Raw genomic sequence first — 26,408 nt, forward strand, 5'->3', positions numbered from 1 at the left:
GAGGTGATGCCATTCGCGAGCAGGCTCGCTCCCACAGGGAAACGCATTCCAAGGTGGGAGCGAGCCTGCTCGCGAAGGCAGCGGCGCGGTCTGCGCGTCGTAGGTAACGGGCGCGCCAATTTGGCGACGGATGCTATGCACTGGTTTTAGGCTTTATCCGGATTTGTTCGCAAATCAGCGGACATAAAAAAACCCCGCTGAATCAGCGGGGTTTTCTCATCAGGCCGGCTGAGCCTGCAGGCTCACCGGTCGCAGCGGCAGCAACGGCGCATGCGGATCGGCTTTCACCGAAGCGCGCCAGGCGTCCAGCCACTCAGCGTGACCTTCGGCCCAGACCTGCTCGTGCAGGCGTGCCAGTGCGACAGGGTCGCTGAGCAGTTGCAGGCGATCATGGTTGTTCAGCCCGGCCGGGCCGACCTTGATCGCGTGACGCACACGTTCCTGACGCAGCCACTCGATCGGCTCGGCCTGGCCATGACGCGAGGTCGCCAGCGAGCACGCCAGGGCGTTCTGCTGAGGATCGACCACGGCGCGGACGAAGCCGTCGTTGAGGGCGTGATAGCGGTTTTCGTGGGTGTACTGATCGGTTGCCAGCAAGGCCTGTGGCGGATTGTATTCCTCAGGAATGAGGAACAGGCTCTCGTCACGGGTCTTCAGGCCCAGGCCGACACGGCTGGAGATCACCGATACCGGGATCGACAGCATCAGCGAACCGACAATCGGCACCAGCCACCAGAGGAAGCTCGGGTTCAGCCAGATCACCAGCAGCGCCCACAAGAAGCCGAGCAACGTCTGCGGACCGTGGCGCTTGACCGCTTCGCTCCACGGCGTCGAGTCGTCGTCACGCTGCGGCGAGTTCCAGGTCGCCGCCCAGCCGAGGAACGCGGCGAGGACGAAGCGGGTGTGGAATATCATCCGCACCGGCGCCAGCAGCATGGAGAACAGCATCTCCAGCAGCATCGACAGGGTCACCTTGAACTTGCCGCCGAACTCTTTCGCGCCCTTGGCCCAGATCAGGATGATGCTCAACAGCTTCGGCAGGAACAGCAGCACGATGGTCGTCGAGAACAGCGCGATGGCCTTGTCCGGGTGCCATTGTGGCCACAGCGGATAGAGCTGGCGCGGTTCGAGGAAGTACTGCGGCTCCATCAGCGTGTTCACCGCCAGCAGCGCGGTCGACAACACCAGGAAGAAGAACCACAACGGCGCCGACAGGTAAGACATCACGCCGGTGAGGAACACCGCGCGGTGCACCGGGTGCATGCCCTTGACCAGGAACAGGCGGAAGTTCATCAGGTTGCCGTGGCACCAGCGACGGTCACGCTTGAGCTCGTCGAGCAGGTTCGGCGGCAGCTCTTCGTAACTGCCCGGCAGGTCGTAGGCAATCCACACGCCCCAACCGGCACGGCGCATCAGCGCAGCTTCGACGAAGTCGTGGGAAAGGATTGCACCGGAGAACGCGCCCTTGCCCGGCAACGGCGCCAAAGCGCAGTGATCGATAAACGGCTTCATGCGGATGATCGCGTTGTGACCCCAGTAGTGGGATTCACCCAACTGCCAGAAGTGCAGACCGGCAGTAAACAGCGGGCCGTAAACGCGGGTCGCAAACTGCTGCATCCGCGCATACAGGGTGTCCATGCCCGACGCACGTGGCGCGGTCTGGATGATCCCGGCGTCCGGCGTGGCTTCCATCAGGCGCACCAGACTGGTCAGGCACTCGCCGCTCATCACCGAGTCGGCGTCGAGCACGACCATGTACTTGTAGTCACCACCCCAACGACGGCAGAAGTCGTCGAGGTTGCCGCTCTTGCGCTTCACACGACGGCGGCGACGGCGATAGAAGATCTTGCCGAAGCCCTTGGCCTCGCGGCAGACATCCAGCCAGGCCTGTTGCTCGGCGACGCAGATATCGGTGTCGTTACTGTCGCTGAGGACGAAAAAGTCGAAGCGATCCAGATCACCGGTGGCCGCTACCGATTCGAACGTCGCACGCAGACCGGCGAATACACGCGGCACGTCTTCGTTGCAGATCGGCATTACCAGCGCAGTACGCGCATCTTTGGGAATCGGCTCGTTACCGGCGCTTTTCCCGGAGATACGGTATTTATCGTGGCCAGTGAGCAACTCGAGGAAGCCCATCAGCGCGGTCCAGAAGCCGGCCGAGACCCAGCAGAACAGAATCCCGAACAGAATCAGGATGCTGGTTTGCAGCGCATACGGCAGCACTTGCGTGGCAGTTTGCAGCAGCGGCTGATGCAGGACTTCTTCCAGATCGACGAACGACCAGCCCTGGTACGGCATGATGCCTTTCATGTACCAGCCGGCAACGATGGTCTGGCCGAGCATCAGCAGCAACAGAATGTAGCGGCGGATCGAACCGACGGTGCGCCAGCGCGCGGCCGGCAGGACATTGGCGTCCTTCGGCGGCTGCGGCGGGTTGGTGCGCCCGGTCAGACGGCGCCAGCCACGCACCAGGATATTGGTGCGCCATGGCTCCGGCACGACCTTGGTGCGGCGAATCGGCGGGGTCGCCTTGAGGCTGACCCGACCACTGGCGTCGAGCATCAGCATTTCCGCTTCAGCCAGTTCTTCGGCAGTGCTCAGGGTCAGACGCTTGCCTACCGAAGCCTGGGCGGCTTCGGCAGGGGCGTCGAATGTCGAGGACGACAGGCGTTCATGCAGCTCGCTGAACGACTGGCAACCCGCGAGTTCCGCGCGTTGCTCGTCGGTCATCGGCAGATGCGCCAGATACTCGGACAGAGTCTCTGGCTGTACTGGTGAATTACTCATCGGCAGGCAACTGATAGCTCCAGGTCTCGGTCAGGACTTCTTCAGTCGGCGCCGATTCCGGTGTGGCTGGGGCCGCGTCGGCAGCGACTGGCTGCTTGGCGTCTTTGTTGGCCTTGTCCTTGGCGTCGGCTGCAGGCTTGGCTTCAGCCTGTTTGGCTTCGGCGGCCTTGGCTTCCTTGTCGAGTTTTTCCTGTTGCTTGGCGGCAACCTTGTCAGCCTTGGCCACCGACGAATTGGACGCCGGCACCGATTTGCCCAGATCTGCGGTGACAACCGGCTGAACCAGGGCGGCGCGCATCTCGGTAGCCTTGCTGGCGTCCTTGATCTTCATCCGCAGGGTCAGGCGCCAGCCCTTGGTTTCCGGGTTGTAGCGCACGCTGTTCTCGACCAGTTCGGCGTTGTCACCGACGCTGACCTGACTGCGCACGTCGGCATCCGGCGTCAGTGCCGCCAGCGATGGACCTTCGAAGTCGACCAGATAGGCCACGCTGCCATCGGGCTGACGGATCAGGTTCGATTGCTTGACGTCACCGGTCGAACGCAGGGTCTGTGCCACCCAGGCGCTGTCCGGCGCGTGGAGTGCTGCTTCGTCCATGGTCCAGTGCATGCGGTAGGCGAAGTCCAGCGGCTGGCCTGGCTCCGGCATTTTTTCCGGGCTCCAGAACGCAACGATGTTGTCGTTGGTTTCGTCAGCGGTCGGAATCTCTACCAGATCGACAGTGCCCTTGCCCCACTCGCCCTTCGGCTCGATCCAGGCGCTTGGGCGCTTGTCGTAGCGGTCGTCGAGGTCTTCGTAGTGGCTGAAGTCACGACCACGCTGCAGCAGACCGAAACCACGCGGGTTCTCGACGCTGAAGTTGCTCACGGCCAAATGTTTCGGGTTGTTCAGTGGGCGCCAGATCCACTCGCCGTTGCCGGCATGAATCGACAGACCGCTGGAGTCGTGCAGTTCACGACGGTAGTTGAGCACTTTCGACGGCTGGTTGGCGCCGAACAGGAACATGCTGGTCAGCGGCGCGATACCCAGTTTGCCAACCTTGTCACGCAGGAACATCTGCGCTTTGACGTCGACGATGGTGTCGCTGCCCGGACGCAGGATCAGACGGTAGGCACCAGTGGCACGCGGCGAGTCGAGCAGAGCAAAGATCACCAGGTGCTTGTCGCCCGGCTTGGGCTGCTGAATCCAGAACTCGCGGAAACGCGGGAACTCTTCACCCGACGGCAGCGCAGTATCGATCGCCAGACCACGGGCCGACAGACCATAGGTGTGGCCCTTGCCGACGACGCGGAAGTAACTCGCGCCGAGCATGGTCATGATCTCGTCTTGCTTGTCGGCCTTGTTGATCGGGTACAGCACACGGAAACCGGCATAGCCCAGTTGTTCGGTGGCTTTCGGATCGAATTTCAGATCGCCGAAATCGAAGCGGCTCGGATCGTATTTGATCTCCGAGACGGTGTTCGCAGTGATTTCGTTGATTTTCACCGGTGTATCGAAGTGCATACCCTGGTGATAGAAGGAGAGCTTGAACGGCGTCTTCTGATCGGCCCACTCAGCCTTTTCGGTGAGGAAGCGGATCTTCTGGTAGTCCGCGAACTTCATTTCGCGGAATTCGTTCGGCAGGTTGCTGCGCGGGGCTTCGAACTTCTGCCCGGCCAGCTCTTTGGCCTTGGCCGATACGTCGTCAAGATTGAACGCCCAAAGCTGACCGGCGCTGAGCAGGCACAGGAGCGCCGAACCCGCTACCAGAGCACTTCGCATGCGTTTGGCAGACATTTTTGCTGCATTACAGGGACTAACAATCACGAGCAACCCTCGCCGAAAACAGATCAATAAACCAACGGCCAGATGAAGTGCCTTTAGGGTTTTCGGCAGTGAAAAACCGACCTTTCAGGGCACCCTTGCCAAGTTGGCGAGCATTGTTCCGACTCCGCCGGGGCAAAATGATTCCCCAATCGGATCCAGACAAGTCTCTACCTAAGTCAAAACGGATCAACGAATGTCGATCCCCGCAGCGCGCGATTATCTAGTAGCCCGGATGACAACGCATCAGGGGTAACAAAGTATTTATCGCGAAAACAGCCTAAAAACAGTCGAAATTGCCGAAAAACATGTTTCAGGCACTGTCAGGTCTGTAACAGGAAGGTTACCGGGCCATCGTTGACCAGGTGCACCTGCATATCGGCGCCGAATCTACCTGATGCCACAGTGCCATGCACCTGTTTCGCCTGACTCAATAAATAGTCGAACAATTCTTCACCCAGCGCCGGCGGTGCGGCCGTGGAAAAGCTCGGACGTAGGCCGTTTTTGGTGTCGGCGGCGAGGGTGAACTGAGAGACCAGCAGCAACCCGCCACCCACATCCGCCAGGGACAGATTCATCTTGCCCTCGGCGTCACTGAATACCCGATAGTTAAGCAGCTTATGCAGAAGTTTGTCGGCGCTGGTACGCGTGTCGTCGGGTTCTACCGCCACCAGCACCAGCAAACCTTGATCGACCGCGCCGACAACCTCGTCGGCGACCTCTACCCGCGCGCCGCGTACGCGTTGCAACAGCGCCTTCATGCTTCTTCGAGCGGCAGGTCGAGCAGGCGCTGGGCCATTTTGCTCGCGGCGCGCACCAGCGCATCGGTGATGCCCGGCTCGGACGCGGCGTGGCCGGCGTCGCGGATCACCTGCAATTCACTGTTCGGCCAGGCCTGATGCAATTCCCAGGCGTTGTCGAGCGGGCAGATCACGTCGTAGCGACCGTGAATGATCACGCCGGGCAGATGAGCGATCTTGCCCATGTCGCGAATCAGCTGGTTAGGTTCAAGGAAGGCATTGTTGGTGAAGTAGTGGCATTCGATCCGCGCGATCGACAGCGCACGTTGCGGCTCGGAGAAACGATCGACCACCAGCGGGTTCGGGCGCAGGGTCGCGGTGCGCCCTTCCCAGGTCGACCACGCCTTCGCCGCATGCATCTGGGCGATCTGGTCGTTGCCGGTCAGGCGTTTGTGGAAAGCGTTGAGCAGGTCGTCGCGCTCGTCCAGCGGGATCGGCGCGATGTAGTCCTGCCAGTAATCGGGGAACAGACGGCTGGCGCCGGCCTGGTAGAACCATTCGATTTCCTGCGGACGGCAGAGAAAGATCCCGCGCAGAATCAGACCGTGGACCCGCTCCGGGTGGGTTTGCGCGTAGGCCAGCGCCAGGGTCGAACCCCATGAGCCGCCGAACAGCACCCATTTTTCAATGCCCAGATGTTTGCGGATGCGCTCGAGATCCTCGACCAGATCCCAGGTGGTGTTGTTTTCCAGGCTCGCGTGCGGGGTGGAGCGACCGCAGCCGCGCTGGTCGAAGGTGACGATGCGATACAGATTCGGATCGAAATAGCGCCGGCTCTGGGCATCGCAACCGGCGCCCGGGCCACCGTGGATGAACACCACCGGTAAACCCTCCGGCGAGCCGCTTTCATCGACGTACAGCGTATGGGTGTCATCGACAGCCAGATCGTGCCGGGCGTGGGGTTTGATCTGCGGAAACAAAGTCTGCATTGCGCGCTCCGTAAGGGGTCGAGGTCATCCCTGGGGGGGACTCGTATTATTCTGCCGTTGGGCATCATAAACCCGATTTGCGTCAATGAGCATGCCTGTGCGCTGTCACCGTTTGTCAGCCATCACCCTCACGGGCTGAACGCGATCCTGTGGGAGCGAGCCTGCTCGCGAACGCGGTGTGTCATTCAGCCTGGTTGTCGGCTGAACGGATGCCTTCGCGAGCAGGCTCGCTCCCACAGGGGTTATGCGCTGTAGTGAGATTTTGCCCAGGCCAGATAGCCCTGCAGCAATTCCCTGAGCACCACCCGCGTCGGTTCGGCCAGGTCGGCGCGGTAGCGGAACGGTTCGAACTCTTCCATGTAGGTGGACTGGCACAGTTCCAGCTGCACGGCGTGGATGTTCTGCGCCGGGTCGCCGTACTGGCGGGTGATGTGGCCGCCCTTGAAGCGACCGTTGAGCACGTGGGTAAACTGCTCGTGCCGCGCGCAGATCGCTTCCAGTTGACTGGCCAATTGCGGATCACAGCTGGCGCCATTGAAGGTGCCGAGGTTGAAGTCCGGCAACTTGCCGTCGAACAGATGCGGGATGATCGAGCGGATCGAGTGCGCATCGAACAACAGCGCGTAGCCGAATTCGGCTTTCAATCGCGCCAGTTCCTCCTGCAAGGTGCGGTGATACGGCGTCCAGATCTGCTCCAGGTAAGTCGCGCGCTCCTCTTTCGACGGCTCCAGACCTTGCTGAAACAACGGAATACCGTCGAACAACGTCGCCGGATACAACCCGGTGGTCGCCCCGGCATACAACGGCTTGTCGTCGGACGGCCGGTTGAGGTCGATGACGAAGCGCGAATACTCAGCCGCCAGGGTGCTGGCGCCCAGTTCCTCGGCAAAATCGTAGAGCTGCGGGATATGCCAGTCGGTGTCCGGCAGGCTTTTCGCCGCGGGGATCAGCCCGGCCTCGACCGTTGGGGTCAGACGCACGCCGGCGTGGGGCATGCTGATCAGCAGCGGCACGTGACCTTGTTTGAAACTCAGAACCTTGTCCACAACCGCCCTCCTAGAAATTCGATTCGACGCCGTGACGCACGACGCGCTTGTCCAGATCGCCACCGAGCCAATAGGCCAGATCCGCCGGACGCTCGATGTCCCACGCCACGAAATCGGCGACCTTGCCAACCTCCAGCGAGCCATGGGTAAGCGCCATGCCCAGCGCCTGCGCGGCATGGATGGTCGCCCCGGCCAGAGCTTCTTCCGGGGTCATGCGGAAACAGGTGCAGGCCATGTTCAGCATCAGGCGCAACGACAGCGCAGGCGAGGTGCCGGGGTTGAGGTCGCTGGCGATGGCGATTTTCACCTTGTGTTTGCGCAGCGCGTCCATCGGCGGCAATTGGGTTTCGCGCAGGAAGTAGAACGCGCCGGGCAGCAGGACTGCGACGGTGTCGGCGGCGGCCATGGCGATGGCATCGTCTTCGTCCATGAATTCCAGATGATCGGCGGACAAGGCTTTGTAGCGCGCGGCGAGGCTGGAGCCGTGCAGCGAGGACAATTGCTCGGCATGCAGCTTTACCGGCAGACCGAGTTGTTGCGCGGCGACGAAGACCCGCTCGACCTGCTCCGGCGAAAACGCCAGGTATTCGCAGAACGCATCCACAGCGTCGATCAGACCCTCGGCAGCGAGGGCCGGGAGCATTTGCTTGCAGACCAGATCGATGTAATCGTCGGCGCGATCCTTGTACTCCGGCGGCAACGCGTGCGCCGCCAGGCAAGTGCTGCGCACACTTATCGGCAGCTCTTCGGCCAAGCGCCGGATGACCCGCAGCAGCTTGCGCTCGTTGGCCAGATCGAGACCGTAGCCGGATTTCATTTCCACCGTGGTCACGCCGTCGCGCATCAGGCTTTTCAGGCGTTTGGCGGCGCTGGCGAACAGCTCGTCCTCAGTGGCTTCGCGAGTGGCGCGCACGGTGCTGGCGATGCCGCCGCCCTGCGCGGCGATCTCGGCATAGCTGACGCCTTGCAGACGCTGCTCGAATTCGCCGCTGCGGTTGCCGCCGAACACGGTGTGGGTGTGGCAGTCGATCAGACCGGGGGTGACCCACGCACCCTGCAAATCATTGACCGCCGGGTATTCGCCGGACGGCAATTGAGTGCGTGGGCCGAGCCACTCGATCAGCGTGCCGGACGTCACGATCGCGGCATCCTCGATGATCGAATAGGCGCCGTTGGCCATGGTTGCGACGTGGCAGTGTTGCCAGAGGGTTTTCACTGTTGGCCTCCGTTTGGGTTTGTATGGTGAGCAGCCTCAAAAGCCCCTCACCCTAGCCCTCTCCCAAAGGGAGAGGGGACTGACCGTGTTGTTCTGTCGAGATATGCCGACCTGAAATTTCTCAGCCGAACTCACGTTGCGAAAACAATGAAGATCGGCTCCCTTCCCCCTCTCCCCCTTGGGGGAGAGGGCTGGGGTGAGGGGGATCGATTTCACTAACCATACAAATCTCCCCGTAAAGCGCTTACAAACTAGGCAACAACTGCCCAGCAACAAGCTCGGTCAAGCACCGCGACGCCAGCAATTGCGTCGCCGCATTGATGTCCGGCGCAAAGAAGCGGTCCTTTTCATAGAACGGCACTTCCTTGCGCAAAATCGCCCGTGCCTGTTCCAGCTTCGGCGAGGTCTTCAGGCCGTTGCGCAGATCCAGCCCCTGCACCGCCGCCAGCCATTCCACAGCGAGAATGCCGCGAGTGTTCTCGGCCATTTCCCACAGACGCTTGCCCGCCGCCGGGGCCATCGATACGTGATCTTCCTGGTTGGCCGAGGTCGGCAGGCTGTCCACCGAATGTGGATGGGACAGCGCCTTGTTTTCGCTGGCCAACGCCGCAGCGGTGACCTGGGCGATCATGAAACCGGAGTTCACTCCGCCATTGGCCACCAGGAACGGCGGCAGTTGCGACATGTGCTTGTCCATCATCAGCGAGATGCGCCGCTCGCTCAGCGAGCCGATTTCAGCGATGGCCAGGGCCATGTTGTCAGCGGCCATGGCCACTGGTTCGGCGTGGAAGTTGCCGCCGGAAATCACGTCGCCTTCGGCGGCGAATACCAGCGGGTTGTCGGAAACTGCGTTGGCTTCCACCGCCAGCACTTCAGCGGCCTGGCGGAACTGGGTCAGGCAGGCGCCCATGACTTGCGGCTGGCAGCGCAGCGAATACGGGTCCTGAACCTTGTCGCAATTCTGGTGCGAGGCGGAGACTTCGCTGCGCTCACCGAGCAGATCGCGATAAGCCGCAGCGGCGTCGATCTGCCCTTTCTGCCCACGTGCAGCGTGAATGCGCGCGTCGAACGGCGAGCGCGAACCCAGCACGGCTTCAACAGTAAGACTGCCCAGCGCCACTGCACCGGCAAACAGATCCTCGCCTTCGAACAAACCGCGCAGCGCAAAGGCTGTGGAAACCTGGGTACCGTTGAGCAGCGCCAGACCTTCTTTAGCCGCTAACGTCAGCGGCGCCAGGCCGGCGACTTTCAGTGCTTCGGTGGCTTCAAGCCATTCGCCCTTGTAGCGCGCCTTGCCCTCGCCCAGCAGCACCAGCGACATGTGCGCCAACGGCGCCAGATCCCCCGACGCACCGACCGAACCTTTCAGCGGAATGTGCGGATAGACCTCGGCATTGATCAGCGCGATCAGCGCATCGATCACCTGCCGACGGATCCCGGAGAAACCGCGACTGAGGCTGTTGACCTTGAGCACCATGATCAGTCGCACCAGCTCATCGCTGATCGGCTGGCCGACCCCGGCCGCGTGCGAAAGCACCAGCGAACGCTGCAGGTTTTCCAGGTCTTCACTGGCGATGCGCGTCGAGGCCAGCAGGCCGAAACCGGTGTTGATGCCGTAGGCGGTGCGGTTCTCGGCGAGGATCTGCTCGACGCAGGCAACGCTGGCTTCGATCTGCGCGCTGGCGCTGTTATCGAGGGTCAGTGTGACCGGGTTCTGGTAGACGTCACGCAGTTGGGCCAGGCTCAGTTGGCCGGGGATCAGATTCAGCGCAGTCATTAAAATGCTCCTGTCAGGCATTGTTATTAACTACCAGTCGCTCCGGAGCATTCCGTTATCCGTCGCTTCTCGTCTTGTGAACGATCCACGCCTTGGCACGCTGGTATGGGTAGTTGTCAGTGCAAATTCGGTAAAAGGTTGTGCGGCAGATTCGGGTCTTTCAATACAGTCGCAGCGGCAGCGATGTCCGGCGCCAGCCAGCGATCCTGATCGTAGGCCGGGACCGTTTCGCGCAGCAGTTTCCACGCGCGGTCAGTGCCCACGCCAAAGCGCTGTTCCTTGAGGAATTCAAACGCCTGCGCCGCCAGCAAATATTCAATCGCGAGGATCTGCGTGCAGTTTTCCAGCGCGCGGTGCAGCTTCAGCGCGGCGTTGGTGCCCATGCTCAGGTGATCTTCCTGCAGGCCCGAGGTGATGTAGTTGTCGAGTACCGCCGGTTGCGCCAATTGACGGTTTTCCGCACACAGCGAGGCGGCGACATATTGCACGATCATCATCCCCGAGTTGACCCCGGGATTGGCCACCAGAAACGCCGGCAGACCGCTGACGTGCGGGTTGACCAGACGATCGAGACGACGCTCGGCAATCGAGCCGATTTCGGCCATGGCAATCGCCAGCAGATCCGCCGCCATCGCCACGGATTGACCGTGGGGGTTGGCCTGCGACATCACCCGGAAATTGTCCGGTGTGCCGAGCAGTAACGGGTTGTCGGTGCAGCCGTTGAGTTCGGCTTCGACCTGTTTGATCGCATGCTTCAGTTGATCACGGGCGGCGCCGTGGACCTGCGGGATCGAACGAATGCTCAGCGCATCCTGAGTGCGAATGCCTTTGCTCGCAGCGATCACTTCGCTGCCATCGAGCAAGGCGCGCAGGTTGTTGCCGACCTGCTGCATGCCCGGATGCGGCTTGAGCGCAATGATCTCGGCATCGAACGCATCGATCTGACCGCGCTGGGCTTCGAAACTCATCGCACCAATGACATCGGCCCATTGCAACAGCCGCGTAGCGTCGGCAATCGCCAGACAACTGAGGCCGGTCATGCACGGCGTGCCGTTGACCAGACACAAGCCATCCTTCGCGCCGAGCTGCACAGGTTGCAGGCCCTCTTCGGCCAGCGCCTGTTGCGCCGAAATGATCTGCCCGCGATAACTGACATTGCCAACGCCGAGCAGCGCGATGCCGATGTGCGCCATGTGCGTCAGGTAGCCCACCGAACCTTGCGACGGCACTTGCGGAGTGATGCCGCGATTGAGCAGCGCCAGCAGCCCTTCGACCACACGCCGATGCAGGCCGGACTTGCCGTGGCTGTAGTTGTGGATCGCGGCGCAGATGATTGCGCGGGTCTGCTCGTCGCTAAGCACCGGGCCGACACCGCAGGCATGGCTGAGCAAGGTGTTGCGCGAGAGTTGGCTGAGCTGTTCGTCCTGCAGCGAGACGTTGGACAGACCGCCCAGACCGGTGTTGACGCCATAGGCGCGCTCGCCGCTGGCGACGATGCGCTGAACGATGGCCTGAGCATTGTCGATGCGCGCCCATGTGTCGCTGGACAGTTCCAGCGGCGCACCGTGACGGGCGACAGCGACCACGTCCTGCCAACGCAGAGGGCTGCCTGTGATAACGATTTTTTCAGCCTGGGACATCTTTAACCTCATCCAAATATCGATGCAGCTTCACCGCCGCCTTCGCGAGCAGGCTCGCTCCCACAGGGGACCGCATTCCAGGGTGGGAGCGAGCCTGCTCGCGAAGAGGCCAGCCCAGCCAACACAAATCTACCTAGACCACCGCCGCGCGCCGCTGCACGAACCGGTCGACATACTCATCGGCCGGCGAATGCAGGATCTCTCTTGGCGTACCCACCTGGATCAACCGGCCATCCTTGAGAATCGCGATGCGATTGCCGATGCGCACGGCTTCGTCGAGGTCGTGGGTGATGAAGACGATGGTTTTGTGCAGGGTCTTTTGCAGTTCCAGCAACTGGTCCTGCATCTCGGCGCGGATCAGCGGATCCAGCGCACTGAATGCTTCGTCCATCAGGATGATGTCGGTGTCCGCCGCCAACGCACGGGCGAGGCCGACGCGCTGACGCATGCCGCCGGAGAGCTGGTGCGGGTATTTGTTTTCGTAGCCTTTGAGGCCGACGGTGTTGATCCAGTGCAGCGCGCGTTCGGCGCAGACCTGCTTGCTCTCGCCGCGCACTTTCAGACCGTAGGCGACGTTATCGAGTACGGTCTTGTGCGGCAGCAGGCCGAAGCTCTGGAACACCATGCTGATCTTGTGTCGACGAAATTCGCGCAGGGCCTCCATGTCGTACTGCAGGATGTCCTCGCCATCGACCAGAATCGCCCCACTGGTGGGATCGATCAGGCGATTGAAGTGCCGTACCAGGGTGGATTTGCCCGAGCCGGACAGGCCCATGATCACAAAGATTTCGCCGGTGCCGATGCTCAGCGACAAGTCGTTCACGCCGACCACGCAACCGGTTTCGTTGAGCACCTGATCCTTGCTCTTGCCCTGGCCGACCATGGCCAGCGCGTCCTTGGCGCGGTTGCCGAAAATCTTGAAGACGTTGCGTACTTCGATCTTGCTCACGCTTGCATTGCTCATTTGCTCACCTCATGGCGTGGCCGACCGTACGCTTGAGTGATGCGGTCGATGACCACAGCGAGAATCACGATCGCCAGCCCGGCTTCGAGACCCCGGCCGACGTTGAGGGTCTGAATCCCCACCAGTACGTCTTCACCGAGGCCACGGGCACCGATCATCGAGGCGATCACCACCATCGACAGGGCCATCATCGTGGTCTGGTTGATCCCGGCCATGATGCTCGGCAGCGCCAGCGGCAGTTGCACGCCGAACAGTTGCTGCCAGCGGTTGGCGCCGAAGGCGTTGATCGCCTCCATGACTTCGCCGTCGACCTGGCGAATGCCCAGATCGGTCAGGCGAATCAGCGGCGGCGCGGCGTAGATCACCGTGGCGAAAATCGCCGGCACCTTGCCCAGGCCGAACAGCATCAGCACCGGAATCAGGTACACGAAACTCGGCATGGTCTGCATGATGTCGAGCAGCGGCATCAGCACCGAACGCAGGCGATTGCTGCGCGCCGAGAGGATCCCCAGCGGGATGCCGATCAGCACCGAAATGATCGTCGCGACCATCATCAGCGCCAGGGTCTGCATGAGCTTGTCCCAGAGGCCAACCGCACCCACCAGAAACAGCAAGCCGACAATCACGGCGGTGGTGACGACTTTGCGCGTGGCGTGCCAGGCGATGACACCGACGATTGCCAGCATCAACCACCACGGCGCCGCACGCAGCAGACCTTCGAGACTGACGATGGCCCACAGCAGCGTGTCGGAGATTTGCCGGAACACGTCGCCGTAATTGGTCACCAGCGAATCGACCCAACCGTTGACCCAGTCGGCGATGGAAAAGGTAAAGCTTTCGGGAAACATAAGGGACTCTCAATCAAGGGTTGCGATCAAGCGTCCGGCTGCCATGGCTGGCAGCCGGGAAGCCTGACCTACAAGGCCGCGTCGATTTTCTTGGCTGCGTCGTCGCTCACCCATGCGTGCCAGACTTCAGGATGTTCCTTGAGGAAGATTTTCGCCAGTTTTGCCGACTCGATACGTTCCTTGGCCATGCGCCCGAGGTTCTGATTGAGCAGGTCGATCGGCAGGTTGACCTTTTCCAGCACGGCGACCAGTTCCGGGGCTTCGTCGTGGAAGGTTTTCGACAGGCCGACCTTGATGCTCACGGTCTTGTCGACGCCGGGTTTCTCTTCCAGTTTGACTGCATCGATCTGGCCCATCAGCGGCGTTGGCGACCAGTAGTAGAAGAGGATCGGCTCGCCACGCTTGTAGCTCGACAGCACCGCCGCATCCAGCGCAGGTCCTGTGCCTGGGCGGAAGTTGGTGTAGCTGTTTTCCAGGCCGTAGCTCTTGAGCATTTCGCTGTTGTCGAGCTCGCAGGTCCAGCCGGCCGGGCAGTTATAGAAGCGGCCCTTGGACGGCTCTTCGGCATCCTTGAACACGGCGGAATACTTGCCCAGGTCAGCGATGTTTTTCAGGTCCGGGGCTTTCGCCTCGAGCTTGCGCTTGGCGTCGCCTTCGATCACGTAACGCGGCACGTACCAGCCTTCGACAGCGCCCACCACCGGTGCACCGACGCCAACGACCTTGCCGGCCTTCTCGGCCTTGTTCCAGACCTCGCTGCGGCCGACCCACTCTTCGGCAAACACTTGAATATCGTTGCTGCTCAGGGCGTTTTCCATGGTGATGGAATTGCCCGGCAAGCTGTCGGTCTTGCAGCCGTAACCTTTCTCCAGCACCACTTGCAGCACGTCGGTCAGGAGCATGCCGCTTTCCCAGTTCAGCCCGGCGAATTTCACCGGTTTGCCCGATTCGCACCAGCCGGCGGCTTGCGTCGCACCGGCACTGGCCAACAGGCCCATGGACAGCAATGTGGTCAGCAGGGTCTTGTTCGATTTCATTGTCGTGACGCTCCTAATCATGAATGGGCTTACGGCAGTTCAAGAGGCATCCAGCCTGGTCCACGTCCAGATCAGGCCTGCGCCGCAGCGCGACCGGCCCCGCTCGTTTTTGCTTGTTGGGTGCTGTTCGGCTCGACCGGCAGAATCAGGCGATCGGGCACTGCGCTGTGCCATTTCTTTGCGCAGAAGTAATAGACGGCGGCCGGCAGAACCAAACCGATGATCCAGGAAATGTCGACATCACCGAGGGCGGCCACCAGTGGGCCGGTGTAGAACTTGGTCGAGATGAATGGCAACTGCACCAGCACGCCGAACACATAGACACTGATACCGAGCAGGTTCCAGCGGCCGTAGCGACCGTCCGGATCGGCCAGTGCCGGCACGTCATAGCGCTCGCGGGTGATGCAGTAGTAGTCGACCAGATTGATCGCGCTCCACGGGGTGAAGAAGGCGAGCAGAAACAGGATGAACGACTTGAACGCACCGAGGAACGAGTGCTGTCCGAGCAGGGCAATCAGGGTTGCCGCGCCGACGATGAACAGCACGAACACCAGGCGCTGCATGCGGGTAACCGTCAGGTGTCCTTTGAAGCCACTGATGATGGTGGCGATGCACATGAAGCTGCCGTAGGAGTTCAGCGTCGAGATGGTCACTTTGCCGAACGCGATGCTGAAATACAGCAGCGCGGCGGTGGCGCCGGTGCCGCCTAAACCAACGATGTAAGCGACTTCGTGACCGGCGAATTGACCATCGGCCGAAGCGGCGGCAAACACACCAAGGATCATCGCCACTTGGGCGCCAATCACCGAACCTGCGCCAGCGGCGAAAAAAGTTTTCACCGATGAAGTGGCGCTCGGCAGGTAACGCGAGTAGTCCGCTACATACGGGCCGAAAGCGATCTGCCAGGACGCCGCCAGCGACACCGCCAGGAGGAAACTGCTCCAGCTGAAATGACGTATCTGCAGAAGTGCGCCGACGTCGGTCTGGCTCATCAGCCGCCAGAACAGGAACACAAAAGCGATCACGCCAACCACGCTGGCGACGCGGCCGATCCAGTGGATCACTCGGTAGCCAAGCACCGTAACCAGCACGATGACACTGGCGAAAATCAGAATGCCAACGCTGTCGCTGACGTTGAACAGCTGCCCCAGCGCCTGCCCGGACAGCACCGTCCCGGTGGCGGTGAAGCCGAGGTACATCAGGCACACCAGGACGATCGGAATCGCCGCGCCATAAACGCCGAACTGCACGCGACTGGAGATCATCTGCGGCAGGCCCAGTTTCGGCCCTTGCGCGGCATGCAGCGCCATCACGCCACCGCCGAGCAGTTGGCCGATCAAAAGACCGATCAACGACCAGAACACATCACCGCCAAGCACCACCGCCAAGGCCCCGGTGACGATCGCGGTGATCTGCAGGTTGGCGCCCATCCACAGGGTGAACTGGCTGAACAGACGACCGTGTCTTTCCGCTTCCGGGATGTAGTCGATCGAACGCCTTTCGATCAACGGAGTACTGCCTGCACGTTCGTTGTTAACCGCCATGATTCAACCTCTGTGGATTGCTATTCGGGTTCACTGAAATTCCTCTGTGGGAGCGAGCCTGCTCGCGAATCGGTGTATCAGGCACAGCAGTAGCGACTGACACGACGCCTTCGCGAGCAGGCTCGCTCCCACATAAACCAGAGCGTGTTACCCGCCAGTGACCATCGGCAGATTCAGCCCCTGCTCTTTCGCGCAGTCGATGGCGATCTGGTAACCGGCATCGGCATGGCGCATGACGCCGGTAGCCGGGTCGTTGTGCAGCACGCGAGCGATGCGCTCGGCAGCCTCATCGGTACCGTCGCAGACGATCACCATCCCCGAATGCTGCGAGAAGCCCATGCCGACGCCGCCGCCGTGGTGCAGCGACACCCAGGTCGCGCCGCTGGCGGTGTTCAGCAGTGCGTTGAGCAGCGGCCAGTCGGAGACGGCGTCGGAACCGTCCTGCATCGATTCGGTTTCGCGGTTGGGACTGGCGACCGAGCCGGAGTCGAGGTGGTCGCGGCCGATCACCACGGGGGCCGACAGCTCGCCGCTACGGACCATTTCGTTGAAGGCCAAGCCGAGCTTGGCGCGCTGGCCCAGACCGACCCAGCAGATACGCGCCGGCAGACCCTGGAAGCTGATGCGCTCGCGGGCCATGTCCAGCCAGTTGTGCAAATGCGCGTCGTCGGGGATCAGCTCTTTGACCTTGGCGTCGGTTTTGTAGATGTCCTGTGGATCACCCGACAGCGCCGCCCAACGGAACGGGCCGATGCCACGGCAGAACAGCGGACGGATGTAGGCCGGCACGAAGCCCGGGAAATCGAAAGCGTTTTCGACGCCTTCTTCCTGAGCCATCTGGCGGATGTTGTTGCCGTAGTCGAAGGTCGGGATGCCTTGCTTCTGGAACTCCAGCATGGCTTTCACATGCACCGCCATCGACTGCTTGGCAGCCTTGATCACAGCGGCTGGTTCGGTCTTGGCGCGGGCGCGGTATTCGTCCCAGCTCCAGCCAGCCGGCAGATAGCCGTTGAGCGGATCGTGGGCGCTGGTCTGGTCGGTGACCATGTCCGGGCGCACGCCGCGCTTGACCAGTTCCGGCAGGATTTCCGCCGCGTTGCCGAGCAGGGCGATGGAAATCGCTTTGCCTTCTTTGGTGTATTTGTCGATCCGCGCCAGAGCGTCGTCGAGGTCTTTGGCTTGCTCATCGACGTAACGGCTTTTCAGGCGGAAATCGATGCTGACCTGCTGGCATTCGATGTTCAGCGAGCAGGCGCCGGCCAGGGTGGCGGCCAGCGGTTGTGCGCCGCCCATACCACCGAGGCCGGCGGTGAGCACCCAGCGCCCCTTGAGGTCGGCGTTGTAATGCTGGCGCCCGGCCTCGACGAAAGTTTCGTAGGTGCCCTGAACGATGCCCTGGCTGCCGATGTAGATCCAGCTGCCGGCGGTCATCTGGCCGTACATGGCCAGGCCTTTGGCGTCGAGTTCGTTGAAGTGTTCCCAGCTCGCCCAGTGCGGCACCAGGTTGGAGTTGGCGATCAGCACGCGCGGCGCGTTGCTATGAGTCTTGAATACGCCGACCGGCTTGCCCGATTGCACCAGCAGGGTTTCGTCGTCATTCAGGTTGGTCAGGCTATCGACGATCTTGTCGTAGCACTCCCAGTTGCGCGCGGCGCGACCGATGCCACCGTAGACCACCAGTTCTTTCGGATTTTCGGCAACTTCCGGGTCGAGGTTGTTCATCAACATGCGCAGCGGCGCTTCGGTCAGCCAGCTCTTGGCGGTCAGCGTGTTACCGCGTGCGGCGCGGATCTGCACGTCACGAAACTTGTTGCTGTTCTGGGTATTGTCAGTCACGAAAAAGACTCCTCAGCGATCAATTCAAACCAACCCTGGTAGTGGGCAGCAGCCTGCGCGCCGTGCTGCGCGACAAGCGAATCAGTGGACGCTGCGGAGAGTCTCGACCGACTCATACGCATACGTCTTTACTTGTACATACAAGCATATGCAATCAAGCGGCCAACTTGTTGGTGGAGTGTTCAAGGAAAATTGCGGACGAGGCTGGAGAGCTTCTGAGACAAGGGTTCTGGCGTGGATGAAATTTTCTTCGAGGATATTGCGAGGAGGCGCGACATGGCCAAGCGAACGTGGTTTTGCGCCACGCTGGGGCGTTCGGTAACAAGTTGGTGCGTGGAGGGAAACAAGAGTGAGGATGGCTTGTGGCGAGGGGATTTATCCCCGCTGGGCTGCGCAGCAGACCGCTTTTTTAATCAGGAATGGGGCCGCTTCGCGACCCAGCGGGGATAAATCCCCTCGCCACAGGGTGTGTTCAATTCTGGGGGAGTTCGATCACGCAGCATGCCGCGTTGGTGGAGACTTCGACCAGCCCACTGTTGCCGTCCAGTTGCAGGCAATCATGCCGACCGAGCTGCGAAACGCCGTCGCCAACACGCACGTCCATCAGCTCACTGACACTGAACACCAGCAGCGTCGATGCCGAGCTGAAAAACCGCTGCTCACCGTCCAGCCACTGCAACCGCGCGCTGTAACGTTGCGGCGCGTAGATCAGATTGAAGTCGCGAATCGCACCGCCGAGCAAGGTGCAGGACACTTGGCTTTCGCCGCTGAAAGCAAACGGGTCCAGGGGTAACAATGGCCGGGTATCGTCACCGTCGACGCACAAGGTCATGCCGTCGCCCTGCAACACGGTGATGACTCGCTGGTAACCGGCGAATGTCGAGAAACCGCCCGATTCGGTGATGTCGGCAATCGACAGACGCCAGCCGAAACCGTCCAGGCCAGCGCCAGCATCGCGGGTGATTTCCTCGGTGCTGCCGCCGCCGTTTTTCCACGGCATGCGCGGGTAGCCTTCAGCGCGTAGAACCTTCACTTGATAATTCATTTATGAAAGCGCCCTTCCAGACGATGACGCGAGCCCGGGTGGATCAAACGCGCCGCCGTCACTGGTTGACGCCCCGACCAGGTTCGCCGACGAATCAGCAAGCACGGCTCGCCCTTTTCGATCTGCAGCAACTTGCACTCCGACGGCTCGGCAAGAATCGCTTCGACCACGTGCTCGCCCTCGGTCAGCGGCGCGACCTGGTTGAGATAGGCATAAGGCGTTTGCAGGGTGAAATCCTGCTTGAGGTATTCCGGCGCGACCAGGGCGTTGACGAAACGGTCTTCGATTTGCACCGGAATGCCGTTTTCGTAATGCACGATCAGCGAGTGGAAGACCTTCTGACCTTCGCGCATGTCCAGCGCCAGCGCGCGTTCGGAGCCGGCAGCTTCTTCTTCGAGGGTGATGACCTGGCAGGTGTGGCGATGGCCGCGCGAGGCGATTTCGTCGGCAATGTTGTGCACTTCGAACAGCGCGGACTGGCTCTTCGGTTCGGCGACAAACGTGCCCACGCCTTGCATGCGCACCAGCAAGCCATCGGCGGTCATCTCGCGCAGGGCGCGGTTGATGGTCATGCGGCTGAAGCCAAGCTGGCTGACCAGTTCGCTTTCGGACGGCACGCGGTAGTGCGGCGGCCAGTTACCGCTGTCGATCTGCTGGGTGATCATCTGTTTGACGCGGGCGTACAAAGGCGCCGGACTGTCGCCCATGTTCGCGGCCAACGGAGAAACTGGAGGCGGAGTCGGCACGGTTGATCCCTGTTCATTGGATGAAAGTGACTAGCTTGCCGGAGTTTACCGGGCAGGCAAACGTCTGTATATGTATATACAAATAACACACGATGGGGTGCCGAACGATGTCCGCCTTCTTTGCCGAACGCGCACTGCTGCCTGAGGGATGGGCCAACAATGTACGTCTCGAGGTCAGCGCCGATGGCTTGTTGACCCGAATCCAGGCCGATTCCAGCGCAGACGGCGCCGAACGGCTGCGCGGGCCGTTGCTGCCGGGAATGCCCAATCTGCACTCCCACGCCTTCCAGCGTGCCATGGCTGGATTGGCCGAAGTGGCCGGCAACCCCAACGACAGTTTCTGGACCTGGCGCGATCTGATGTATCGCCTCGTCGGAAAAATCAGCCCGGATCAGCTCGGCATCATCGCCCGTCAGCTGTACATCGAAATGCTCAAGGCCGGTTACACCTCGGTCGCCGAATTTCACTATGTGCACCACGACAGCAACGGCCAACCGTACGCCGATCCGGCCGAGCTGGCCTTGCGCATCAGTCAGGCCGCCAGCGAAAGCGGAATCGGTCTGACCCTGCTGCCAGTGCTCTACAGTCATTCCGGTTTCGGTGGCCAGACGCCCAACGATGGCCAGCGTCGCTTTATCAACAGCACTGAAAACTATCTGAATCTGCAAGCGCGGTTGCAGCCGTTACTGGCGCAGCAAAAGGCGCAATCGCTGGGCCTGTGTTTCCACTCGTTGCGTGCGGTGACGCCGCAGCAGATCAGCGAAGTGTTGGCGGCCAGTGACAAACAATGCCCGGTGCACATCCACATCGCCGAGCAGCAGAAAGAAGTCGACGATTGCCTGAGCTGGAGCGGTCGCCGTCCGTTGCAATGGCTGTATGAAAATACTGAAGTCGATCAGCGCTGGTGCCTGGTCCACGCCACCCACGCCAACCCGGAAGAAGTCACGCTGATGGCCAACAGTCGCGCGATCGCCGGGCTGTGTCTGACCACTGAAGCGAATCTGGGTGACGGGATTTTCCCGGCGGTGGACTTTCTTGCCCAGGGCGGGCGCATGGGTATCGGTTCCGACAGCCATGTGTCGCTGAGCGTAGTGGAAGAGTTGCGCTGGCTGGAATATGGCCAGCGCCTGCGCGATCAGCGGCGTAATCGCTTGTATGGCGCGCAGCAGCCGATGGTCGGGCGCACCCTGTATGACGCGGCGCTGGACGGCGGCGCGCAAGCGCTGGGGCAGCCGATCGGCGCGCTGGAAGTGGGCAAGCGCGCGGACTGGATTGTGCTCGATGGCAACGATCCGTATCTGGCGACGGCTGCGGGGGACGGGATTCTCAATCGCTGGTTGTTCGCCGGCGGCGATCGCCAGGTGCGTGATGTGCTGGTCAATGGTCAGTGGGTGGTGCGCGATGGACGGCATGCCGACGAAGAGCACAGCGCCCGAGCCTTCACCCGGGTCCTGCGCGATCTTTTAGGGTAAGAAAAGCAAAAGATCGCAGCCTTCGGCAGCTCCTACACGAATGCATTCTCATGTAGGAGCTGCCGAAGGCTGCGATCTTTTCGCTCTTAATTGGATGTCTTGGCCATCTGCCGATCCGACGCGCGCCAGATCAGGCGTGTGGTGTCGTAACCCTGCTGACGCGCCTTGCTCAGCAATTCTTCGCGCACTACACCGTTGACGGTCGGTGTGCGTGACAGCAGCCACAGGTACTTGCGACTCGGATCGCCGACGATGGCGGTCTTGTAGTCGTCGCTGACGTACAACACCCAGTACTCGCCCTTTGCCACACCCGGCACCAGGCGCGAGAACCAGTTATCGAATTCGACCCAGAGCTTGTCGGTCTTGCCCGGCACTTGTGGATAAGCCGTGCCCTTGGCCTCTTCCCACTGCCACTCCGGGGTCAGGCAACGGTTGAGCACGCCGACATTACCGTCAGGCTTGAGGGTGTAATGGGCTTCGGATTGCGCACAGTGGCGCTGGAAGTACATCGGCAAGCGTGCCAGTTCATACCAAGTGCCCTGATAACGCTTGAGATTGACGCTGTTGACGGTCTTGGGCGCCAACGGGTCGACGCCGGAAGTGGCGCAGCCAGCCAGTACCAGGCCAGCAAAAAGGATCAGCAATAACCGCTTCATTTTTTTCTCCGTGGGCGCGAAGCCCCGGTTTACTTCAGGCCTTGGCCGGAAAACATCAGCACTTTGTCACCGGCGTATTGCACGCTGATAAAGCTGTTCTTGTCGCCCCAGGTGCAGCTGGACATACCGAGCGCGCCCGAGCAATCGGTGGGCTTGCCGAGAAGGGTTTCCACTTCGGACTTGGCCATGCCGGCCGAGAGCTTGGAGTAGTTTTCCTGATTAACCTTGCTGCATGCGGCCAACAGCACGCAAAACGACAGCAGGGCGATAGATCGCAGCGACATGGTGAAACTCCTGGAACGAGGGGGGATGGCATGGTGCCAACCAGAAGCTTAGAAGAGAAAAGTGTCATCTGGTTCCGTGACCGAACGCCTATTTATCAGCCCGCCCGTCCGGCTTTTGTCGGTAAATCAAAAACTTTGTGAAGCCGTCGAGCATTTCGTCGACTTTCCCTGCAAGCGCCTAATCTTTGGCGCGGCGCGGTCGAAATAAGAGCAGCGCAACGCTGCCGATTATGGCAAATTGCCGCCCTTTCCTGACCAGCCCCTTCGCGGTAGTTCATTCGATGACCAGAAACATGAAATTCAGCCACAAGATTCTGCTGGCTGCTGCCCTTGTGGTGGCCGTTGCGTTCGCCTGTTTCATCTTCTTCAACGACTATCGCCAGCGTCAGGCCTTGAGCAGCAGCACCGAAGCGACCATGCAGGAGCTGGGCAGCCTGACCACCAGCAACATTCAGACGTGGCTGGAAAGCCGCATCCAACTGCTGCAATCGCTGTCGCAGCAAGTCGCCGTCGACGGCAACGCGCCCGCCAGCCTCAAGCGCATCATTGACCTGCCCGCCTACACCGGCAATTTCCAGCTCAGCTATTTCGGTGGCGCTGACGGTGTGATGTTCTCGGTGCCGGCCGGCAACCGCGCGCCGGACTACGATCCGCGGGCGCGCGGCTGGTACAAAGCCGCCAATAGCGCACAGCAGACCATCGTCACCGAACCGTACATTGCCGCTTCGTCGGGCAAGCTGGTGATCACCGTCGCCACGCCGGTGCAGCGTCAGGGCCAGATGCTCGGCGTGGCCGGGGCCGACATCGATCTGACCAGCGTCAGCGCGATCATCAACTCGCTGAACTTCGGCGGCCACGGTCACGCATTCATCGTCAGCGCCGAAGGCAAGATTCTGATTCACCCGGACAGCAAACTGGTGCTCAAGACCCTCGCCGAGGCCTATCCGAACGGCGCGCCTCAAGTCAGCCCGGGCCTGAAAGAAGTCGAGTTCGACGGCAAGACCCAGTTGATTTCCTTCACTCGCGTCAACGGCGTGCCATCGGCTGACTGGTACGTGGCACTGGTGCTCGACAAAGACACCGCGTTCTCGATGCTCAGCGAATTCCGCACCTCGGCGCTGATCGCCATGGTCATCGCCGTGCTGATCATCATCGGCCTGCTTGGCATGCTGATTCGCGTGCTGATGCAGCCACTGCTGACCATGGGCCGCGCGATGCATGACATCGCTGAAGGCGAAGGCGACCTGACCAAGCGTCTGGTGATTCACGGCAACGATGAATTCGGCGCGCTGGGCACTTCGTTCAACCGCTTCGTCGAACGCATTCATACGTCGATCCGCGAAGTGTCCTCGGCTACCGGCCAGGTCAACGAAGTCGCTTTGCGCGTGGTCGCGGCATCGAACTCGTCGATGTACAACTCCGACCAACAGGCCAGCCGCACCAACAGCGTCGCCGCCGCGATCAATCAGCTCGGCGCCGCCGCCCAGGAAATCGCACAAAACGCCGCCCTCGCCTCGCAACACTCCAGCGATGCGCGCAGCCTCGCGGTCGATGGCCAGCAGGTGGTGGATAAAACCATTCAGGCCATGCAGCAACTGTCGGCAAAGATCAGCGATTCCTGCGGCAACATCGAAACCCTTAACAGCAACACGGTGAACATCGGCCAGATTCTCGAAGTGATCACCAGCATCTCCCAGCAGACCAACCTGCTCGCACTCAACGCCGCCATCGAAGCCGCGCGCGCCGGTGAAGCCGGACGCGGTTTCGCCGTGGTCGCCGACGAGGTGCGCAACCTCGCGCACCGCACCCAGGATTCGGCGCAGCAAGTGCAGAAGATGATCGAAGAGTTGCAGGTCGGCGCACGTCAGGCAGTAACCATCATGACCGAGAGCCAGCGCGAGAGCGAAAGCAGCGTCGGCATCGCCAACCAGGCCGGCGAGCGCCTGGGCAGCGTGACCCAGCGCATCGGCGAAATCGACGGCATGAACCAGTCGGTGGCCACCGCGACCGAAGAACAGACAGCCGTGGTCGAGTCGATCAACGTTGATATCAACGAGATCAACACGCTGAATCAGGAAGGCGTGGAGAACTTGCAGGCGACATTGCGCGCCTGTTCGGATCTTGAGCAGCAGGCGGCGCGGTTGAAGCATCTGGTCGGCAGCTTCAGGATCTAAGCTGCGGCCGCAGGCCTCTTCGCGAGCAGGCTCGCTCCCCCAGTGGAATGCATTTCAATTGTGGGAGCGAGCCTGCTCGCGAAAGCGGCATAAGCCGCACTGAAGATTCAGAATCTTGAACCGGGCCTGGACAGAAACTCCAACTCCTCAGCCGTAGACTCCCGCCCCAACACCGAATTGCGGTGCGGAAATCTTCCAAACTGCGCAATCACCTTCCGATGCCGCTCGGCATAGTCCAGGTTATCGGCAAACACCGCCCGCTCCGACTCTGGCTGTTCAGCCACCAATTCAATAAATCTGGAAACGGCTTCGTTCTGCACTGCGAGGTTTTCGCAGTGTTCGAATACCAGATAAATGAATACCCGCTGAATCGGTTTCAACTGCCGATCGAAATCCGCTGCAATGCCTTGGGCGACGAGCTTCTGTGCGAGCAGATCACCGGAAAAGGCTTTTGGGGTGTCGCGATAGATCATGCGTGGCAGTTGATCAAGCAACAGCACCACCGCCAGCCAACCTTCGGGACATTGCGTCCACTCGGTCAATTCGCCGGCCAGGGCCTGATCGACAAAGACCCCGAAACGCGTCTGCGCTTCGAGGTCCTGGCTGTTTCGCTTGCCGAACCACAACTTGCCCTTTTCGGCCGCTACTGCATTCGGTGATTCAGCGTGTCCGAACCACCAGTCAAGCAACGGCTGCCAGGGTGCAGTCATGTTTATTCCTTGTGGTAAGCCGTGGCGCGTGCGACTTCTTCTTTCGAGCCGAGGAACACTGCAACGCGCTGGTGCAGGCCTTCCGGCTGGATGTCGAGAATGCGCTGGTGGCCGTCAGTGGACGCGCCGCCGGCTTGTTCGACGAGGAACGACATCGGGTTGGCTTCGTACATCAGGCGCAGCTTGCCCGGTTTCGACGGCTCGCGGCTGTCGCGCGGGTACATGAACAGACCGCCACGGGTCAGGATGCGGTGTACGTCGGCAACCATCGCCGCGACCCAACGCATGTTGTAGTTCTTCTTCAGCGGGCCTTCTTCACCGGCCAGCAGCTCGCCGACATAGCGCTGCACCGGGGCTTCCCAGTGGCGCTGGTTGGACATGTTGATGGCGAATTCCTGGGTAGTTTCCGGGATGGTGATGTCTTCGTGAGTCAGGACGAAGCTGCCCATTTCGCGATCGAGGGTGAAGCCTTTGACGCCGTCGCCCAGGGTCAGCACCAGCATGGTCTGCGGGCCGTAGATGGCGTAACCGGCGGCCACTTGCTGGGTGCCTGGCTGCAGGAACGCTTTTTCGTTCAGTGGCTCGTTCTGGCTCAGGTATTCGTTCGGGCAACGCAGTACCGAGAAGATCGTGCCGACCGGGGCGTTGATGTCGATGTTCGACGAGCCGTCGAGTGGGTCGAAGACCAGCAGGTATGCGCCCTTCGGGTATTTGCCCGGGATCTGGTAGGCATTGTCCATTTCTTCGGACGCCATGCCGGCCAGGTGACCGCCCCATTCGTTGGCTTCGAGGAGGATCTCGTTCGACAGCACGTCGAGCTTCTTCTGCACTTCGCCTTGCACGTTCTCGGTGCCCATGCTGCCCAGAACACCACCCAGGGCGCCTTTGGACACGGCGTGGCTGATCTCCTTGCAGGCACGCGCCACCACTTCGATCAAAAAGCGCAGATCGGCAGGAGTGTTGTTGCTGCGGGTCTGCTCAATCAAATAGCGACTCAAGGTAACGCGGGACATGGACGGCTCCGGTGGAATGGGGGGCGGAAAACCCGCGCAGTTTACAGGGAGTCTGAAAACCTAGCGAGCGAAGACGCCGG

21 protein-coding genes are annotated in these 26,408 nt (G+C 61.1%); 2 read left to right on the forward strand and 19 right to left on the reverse strand.

Features of this window, described 5'->3' with window-relative positions:
- Positions 1 to 219: 219 nt before the first annotated feature.
- The 15 genes from mdoH to hutC all read right to left on the reverse strand — a co-directional run bounded on the left by mdoH (position 220) and on the right by hutC (position 19,980).
- A complete protein-coding gene (gene mdoH / locus KVG85_RS18500) occupies positions 220 to 2,790 on the reverse strand; it encodes a glucans biosynthesis glucosyltransferase MdoH (protein ID WP_024011251.1) in 2,571 nt (856 codons plus the stop codon).
- The gene (locus KVG85_RS18505) at positions 2,783 to 4,564 is read right to left on the reverse strand and encodes a glucan biosynthesis protein G (protein ID WP_225926694.1); all 1,782 of its coding nucleotides are present in this window, start codon (positions 4,562 to 4,564) and stop codon (positions 2,783 to 2,785) included. Before KVG85_RS18505 ends, mdoH begins: the two co-directional genes overlap by 8 nt.
- A gap of 350 nt (positions 4,565 to 4,914) precedes the next feature.
- Complete coding sequence (gene dtd / locus KVG85_RS18510) at positions 4,915 to 5,352, reverse strand: D-aminoacyl-tRNA deacylase (RefSeq protein ID WP_217864596.1); 438 nt, start codon at positions 5,350 to 5,352, stop codon at positions 4,915 to 4,917.
- Positions 5,349 to 6,320: a prolyl aminopeptidase gene (pip, locus tag KVG85_RS18515; RefSeq protein ID WP_073471584.1), complete on the reverse strand. Its 972-nt coding sequence runs from the start codon at positions 6,318 to 6,320 to the stop codon at positions 5,349 to 5,351. The genes dtd and pip overlap by 4 nt, the downstream gene beginning before the upstream one ends.
- Positions 6,321 to 6,562: 242 nt before the next feature.
- The gene (gene hutG / locus KVG85_RS18520; protein WP_217864597.1) at positions 6,563 to 7,366 is read right to left on the reverse strand and encodes an N-formylglutamate deformylase; all 804 of its coding nucleotides are present in this window, start codon (positions 7,364 to 7,366) and stop codon (positions 6,563 to 6,565) included.
- Positions 7,367 to 7,376: 10 nt separating this feature from the next.
- Positions 7,377 to 8,582, reverse strand: coding sequence for an imidazolonepropionase (gene hutI, locus KVG85_RS18525; protein WP_217864598.1), 1,206 nt, complete (start codon positions 8,580 to 8,582; stop codon positions 7,377 to 7,379).
- Between the two features lie 244 nt (positions 8,583 to 8,826).
- The gene (gene hutH, locus KVG85_RS18530) at positions 8,827 to 10,359 is read right to left on the reverse strand and encodes a histidine ammonia-lyase (protein WP_217864599.1); all 1,533 of its coding nucleotides are present in this window, start codon (positions 10,357 to 10,359) and stop codon (positions 8,827 to 8,829) included.
- 116 nt (positions 10,360 to 10,475) lie between these two features.
- The gene (hutH, locus tag KVG85_RS18535; protein ID WP_217864600.1) at positions 10,476 to 11,999 is read right to left on the reverse strand and encodes a histidine ammonia-lyase; all 1,524 of its coding nucleotides are present in this window, start codon (positions 11,997 to 11,999) and stop codon (positions 10,476 to 10,478) included.
- Between the two features lie 133 nt (positions 12,000 to 12,132).
- Complete coding sequence (locus KVG85_RS18540) at positions 12,133 to 12,963, reverse strand: quaternary amine ABC transporter ATP-binding protein (RefSeq protein WP_042608737.1); 831 nt, start codon at positions 12,961 to 12,963, stop codon at positions 12,133 to 12,135.
- Entirely contained in the window at positions 12,960 to 13,811 is an 852-nt protein-coding gene (locus tag KVG85_RS18545) for an ABC transporter permease (RefSeq protein WP_217864601.1), read from the reverse strand. Before KVG85_RS18545 ends, KVG85_RS18540 begins: the two co-directional genes overlap by 4 nt.
- Positions 13,812 to 13,879: 68 nt before the next feature.
- Entirely contained in the window at positions 13,880 to 14,848 is a 969-nt protein-coding gene (locus KVG85_RS18550; RefSeq protein ID WP_071174126.1) for an ABC transporter substrate-binding protein, read from the reverse strand.
- A 71-nt stretch (positions 14,849 to 14,919) separates the two neighbouring features.
- Positions 14,920 to 16,392 carry a purine-cytosine permease family protein gene (locus KVG85_RS18555; protein WP_217864602.1) on the reverse strand — a complete coding sequence of 491 codons (1,473 nt, stop codon included), beginning with the start codon at positions 16,390 to 16,392 and terminating at the stop codon, positions 14,920 to 14,922.
- Between the two features lie 147 nt (positions 16,393 to 16,539).
- Positions 16,540 to 18,228, reverse strand: a complete 1,689-nt coding sequence (gene hutU, locus KVG85_RS18560) for a urocanate hydratase (protein WP_217864603.1) — start codon at positions 18,226 to 18,228, stop codon at positions 16,540 to 16,542.
- 472 nt (positions 18,229 to 18,700) lie between these two features.
- Positions 18,701 to 19,273 carry a HutD/Ves family protein gene (locus tag KVG85_RS18565; protein ID WP_071174123.1) on the reverse strand — a complete coding sequence of 191 codons (573 nt, stop codon included), beginning with the start codon at positions 19,271 to 19,273 and terminating at the stop codon, positions 18,701 to 18,703.
- Positions 19,270 to 19,980, reverse strand: a complete 711-nt coding sequence (gene hutC, locus KVG85_RS18570; protein ID WP_162999786.1) for a histidine utilization transcriptional repressor HutC — start codon at positions 19,978 to 19,980, stop codon at positions 19,270 to 19,272. Before hutC ends, KVG85_RS18565 begins: the two co-directional genes overlap by 4 nt.
- A gap of 146 nt (positions 19,981 to 20,126) precedes the next feature.
- On the opposite strand from hutC, the gene KVG85_RS18575 reads away from it, so the two are divergent.
- Entirely contained in the window at positions 20,127 to 21,491 is a 1,365-nt protein-coding gene (locus tag KVG85_RS18575; RefSeq protein WP_217864604.1) for a formimidoylglutamate deiminase, read from the forward strand.
- Positions 21,492 to 21,577: 86 nt separating this feature from the next.
- On the opposite strand, the gene KVG85_RS18580 is transcribed toward KVG85_RS18575, so the two are convergent.
- On the reverse strand, positions 21,578 to 22,147 hold the full coding sequence (locus tag KVG85_RS18580) for a lipocalin family protein (protein ID WP_016772094.1): 570 nt from the start codon (positions 22,145 to 22,147) through the stop codon (positions 21,578 to 21,580).
- A gap of 29 nt (positions 22,148 to 22,176) precedes the next feature.
- Positions 22,177 to 22,431 carry a hypothetical protein gene (locus tag KVG85_RS18585; RefSeq protein ID WP_016772095.1) on the reverse strand — a complete coding sequence of 85 codons (255 nt, stop codon included), beginning with the start codon at positions 22,429 to 22,431 and terminating at the stop codon, positions 22,177 to 22,179.
- Between the two features lie 281 nt (positions 22,432 to 22,712).
- Here KVG85_RS18585 and KVG85_RS18590 point away from each other — a divergent pair, with 281 nt between their 5' ends.
- Complete coding sequence (locus tag KVG85_RS18590; RefSeq protein ID WP_206665449.1) at positions 22,713 to 24,605, forward strand: methyl-accepting chemotaxis protein; 1,893 nt, start codon at positions 22,713 to 22,715, stop codon at positions 24,603 to 24,605.
- Between the two features lie 107 nt (positions 24,606 to 24,712).
- On the opposite strand, the gene KVG85_RS18595 is transcribed toward KVG85_RS18590, so the two are convergent.
- Together KVG85_RS18595 and KVG85_RS18600 are read right to left on the reverse strand one after the other, a co-directional pair.
- Complete coding sequence (locus KVG85_RS18595) at positions 24,713 to 25,315, reverse strand: DUF924 family protein (protein WP_217864605.1); 603 nt, start codon at positions 25,313 to 25,315, stop codon at positions 24,713 to 24,715.
- A gap of 2 nt (positions 25,316 to 25,317) precedes the next feature.
- A complete protein-coding gene (locus KVG85_RS18600; RefSeq protein ID WP_039756611.1) occupies positions 25,318 to 26,328 on the reverse strand; it encodes a class 1 fructose-bisphosphatase in 1,011 nt (336 codons plus the stop codon).
- Positions 26,329 to 26,408 lie beyond the last annotated feature (80 nt).

Source organism: Pseudomonas triticicola, from assembly GCF_019145375.1.
Classification (GTDB): Bacteria; Pseudomonadota; Gammaproteobacteria; order Pseudomonadales; family Pseudomonadaceae; genus Aquipseudomonas; species Aquipseudomonas triticicola.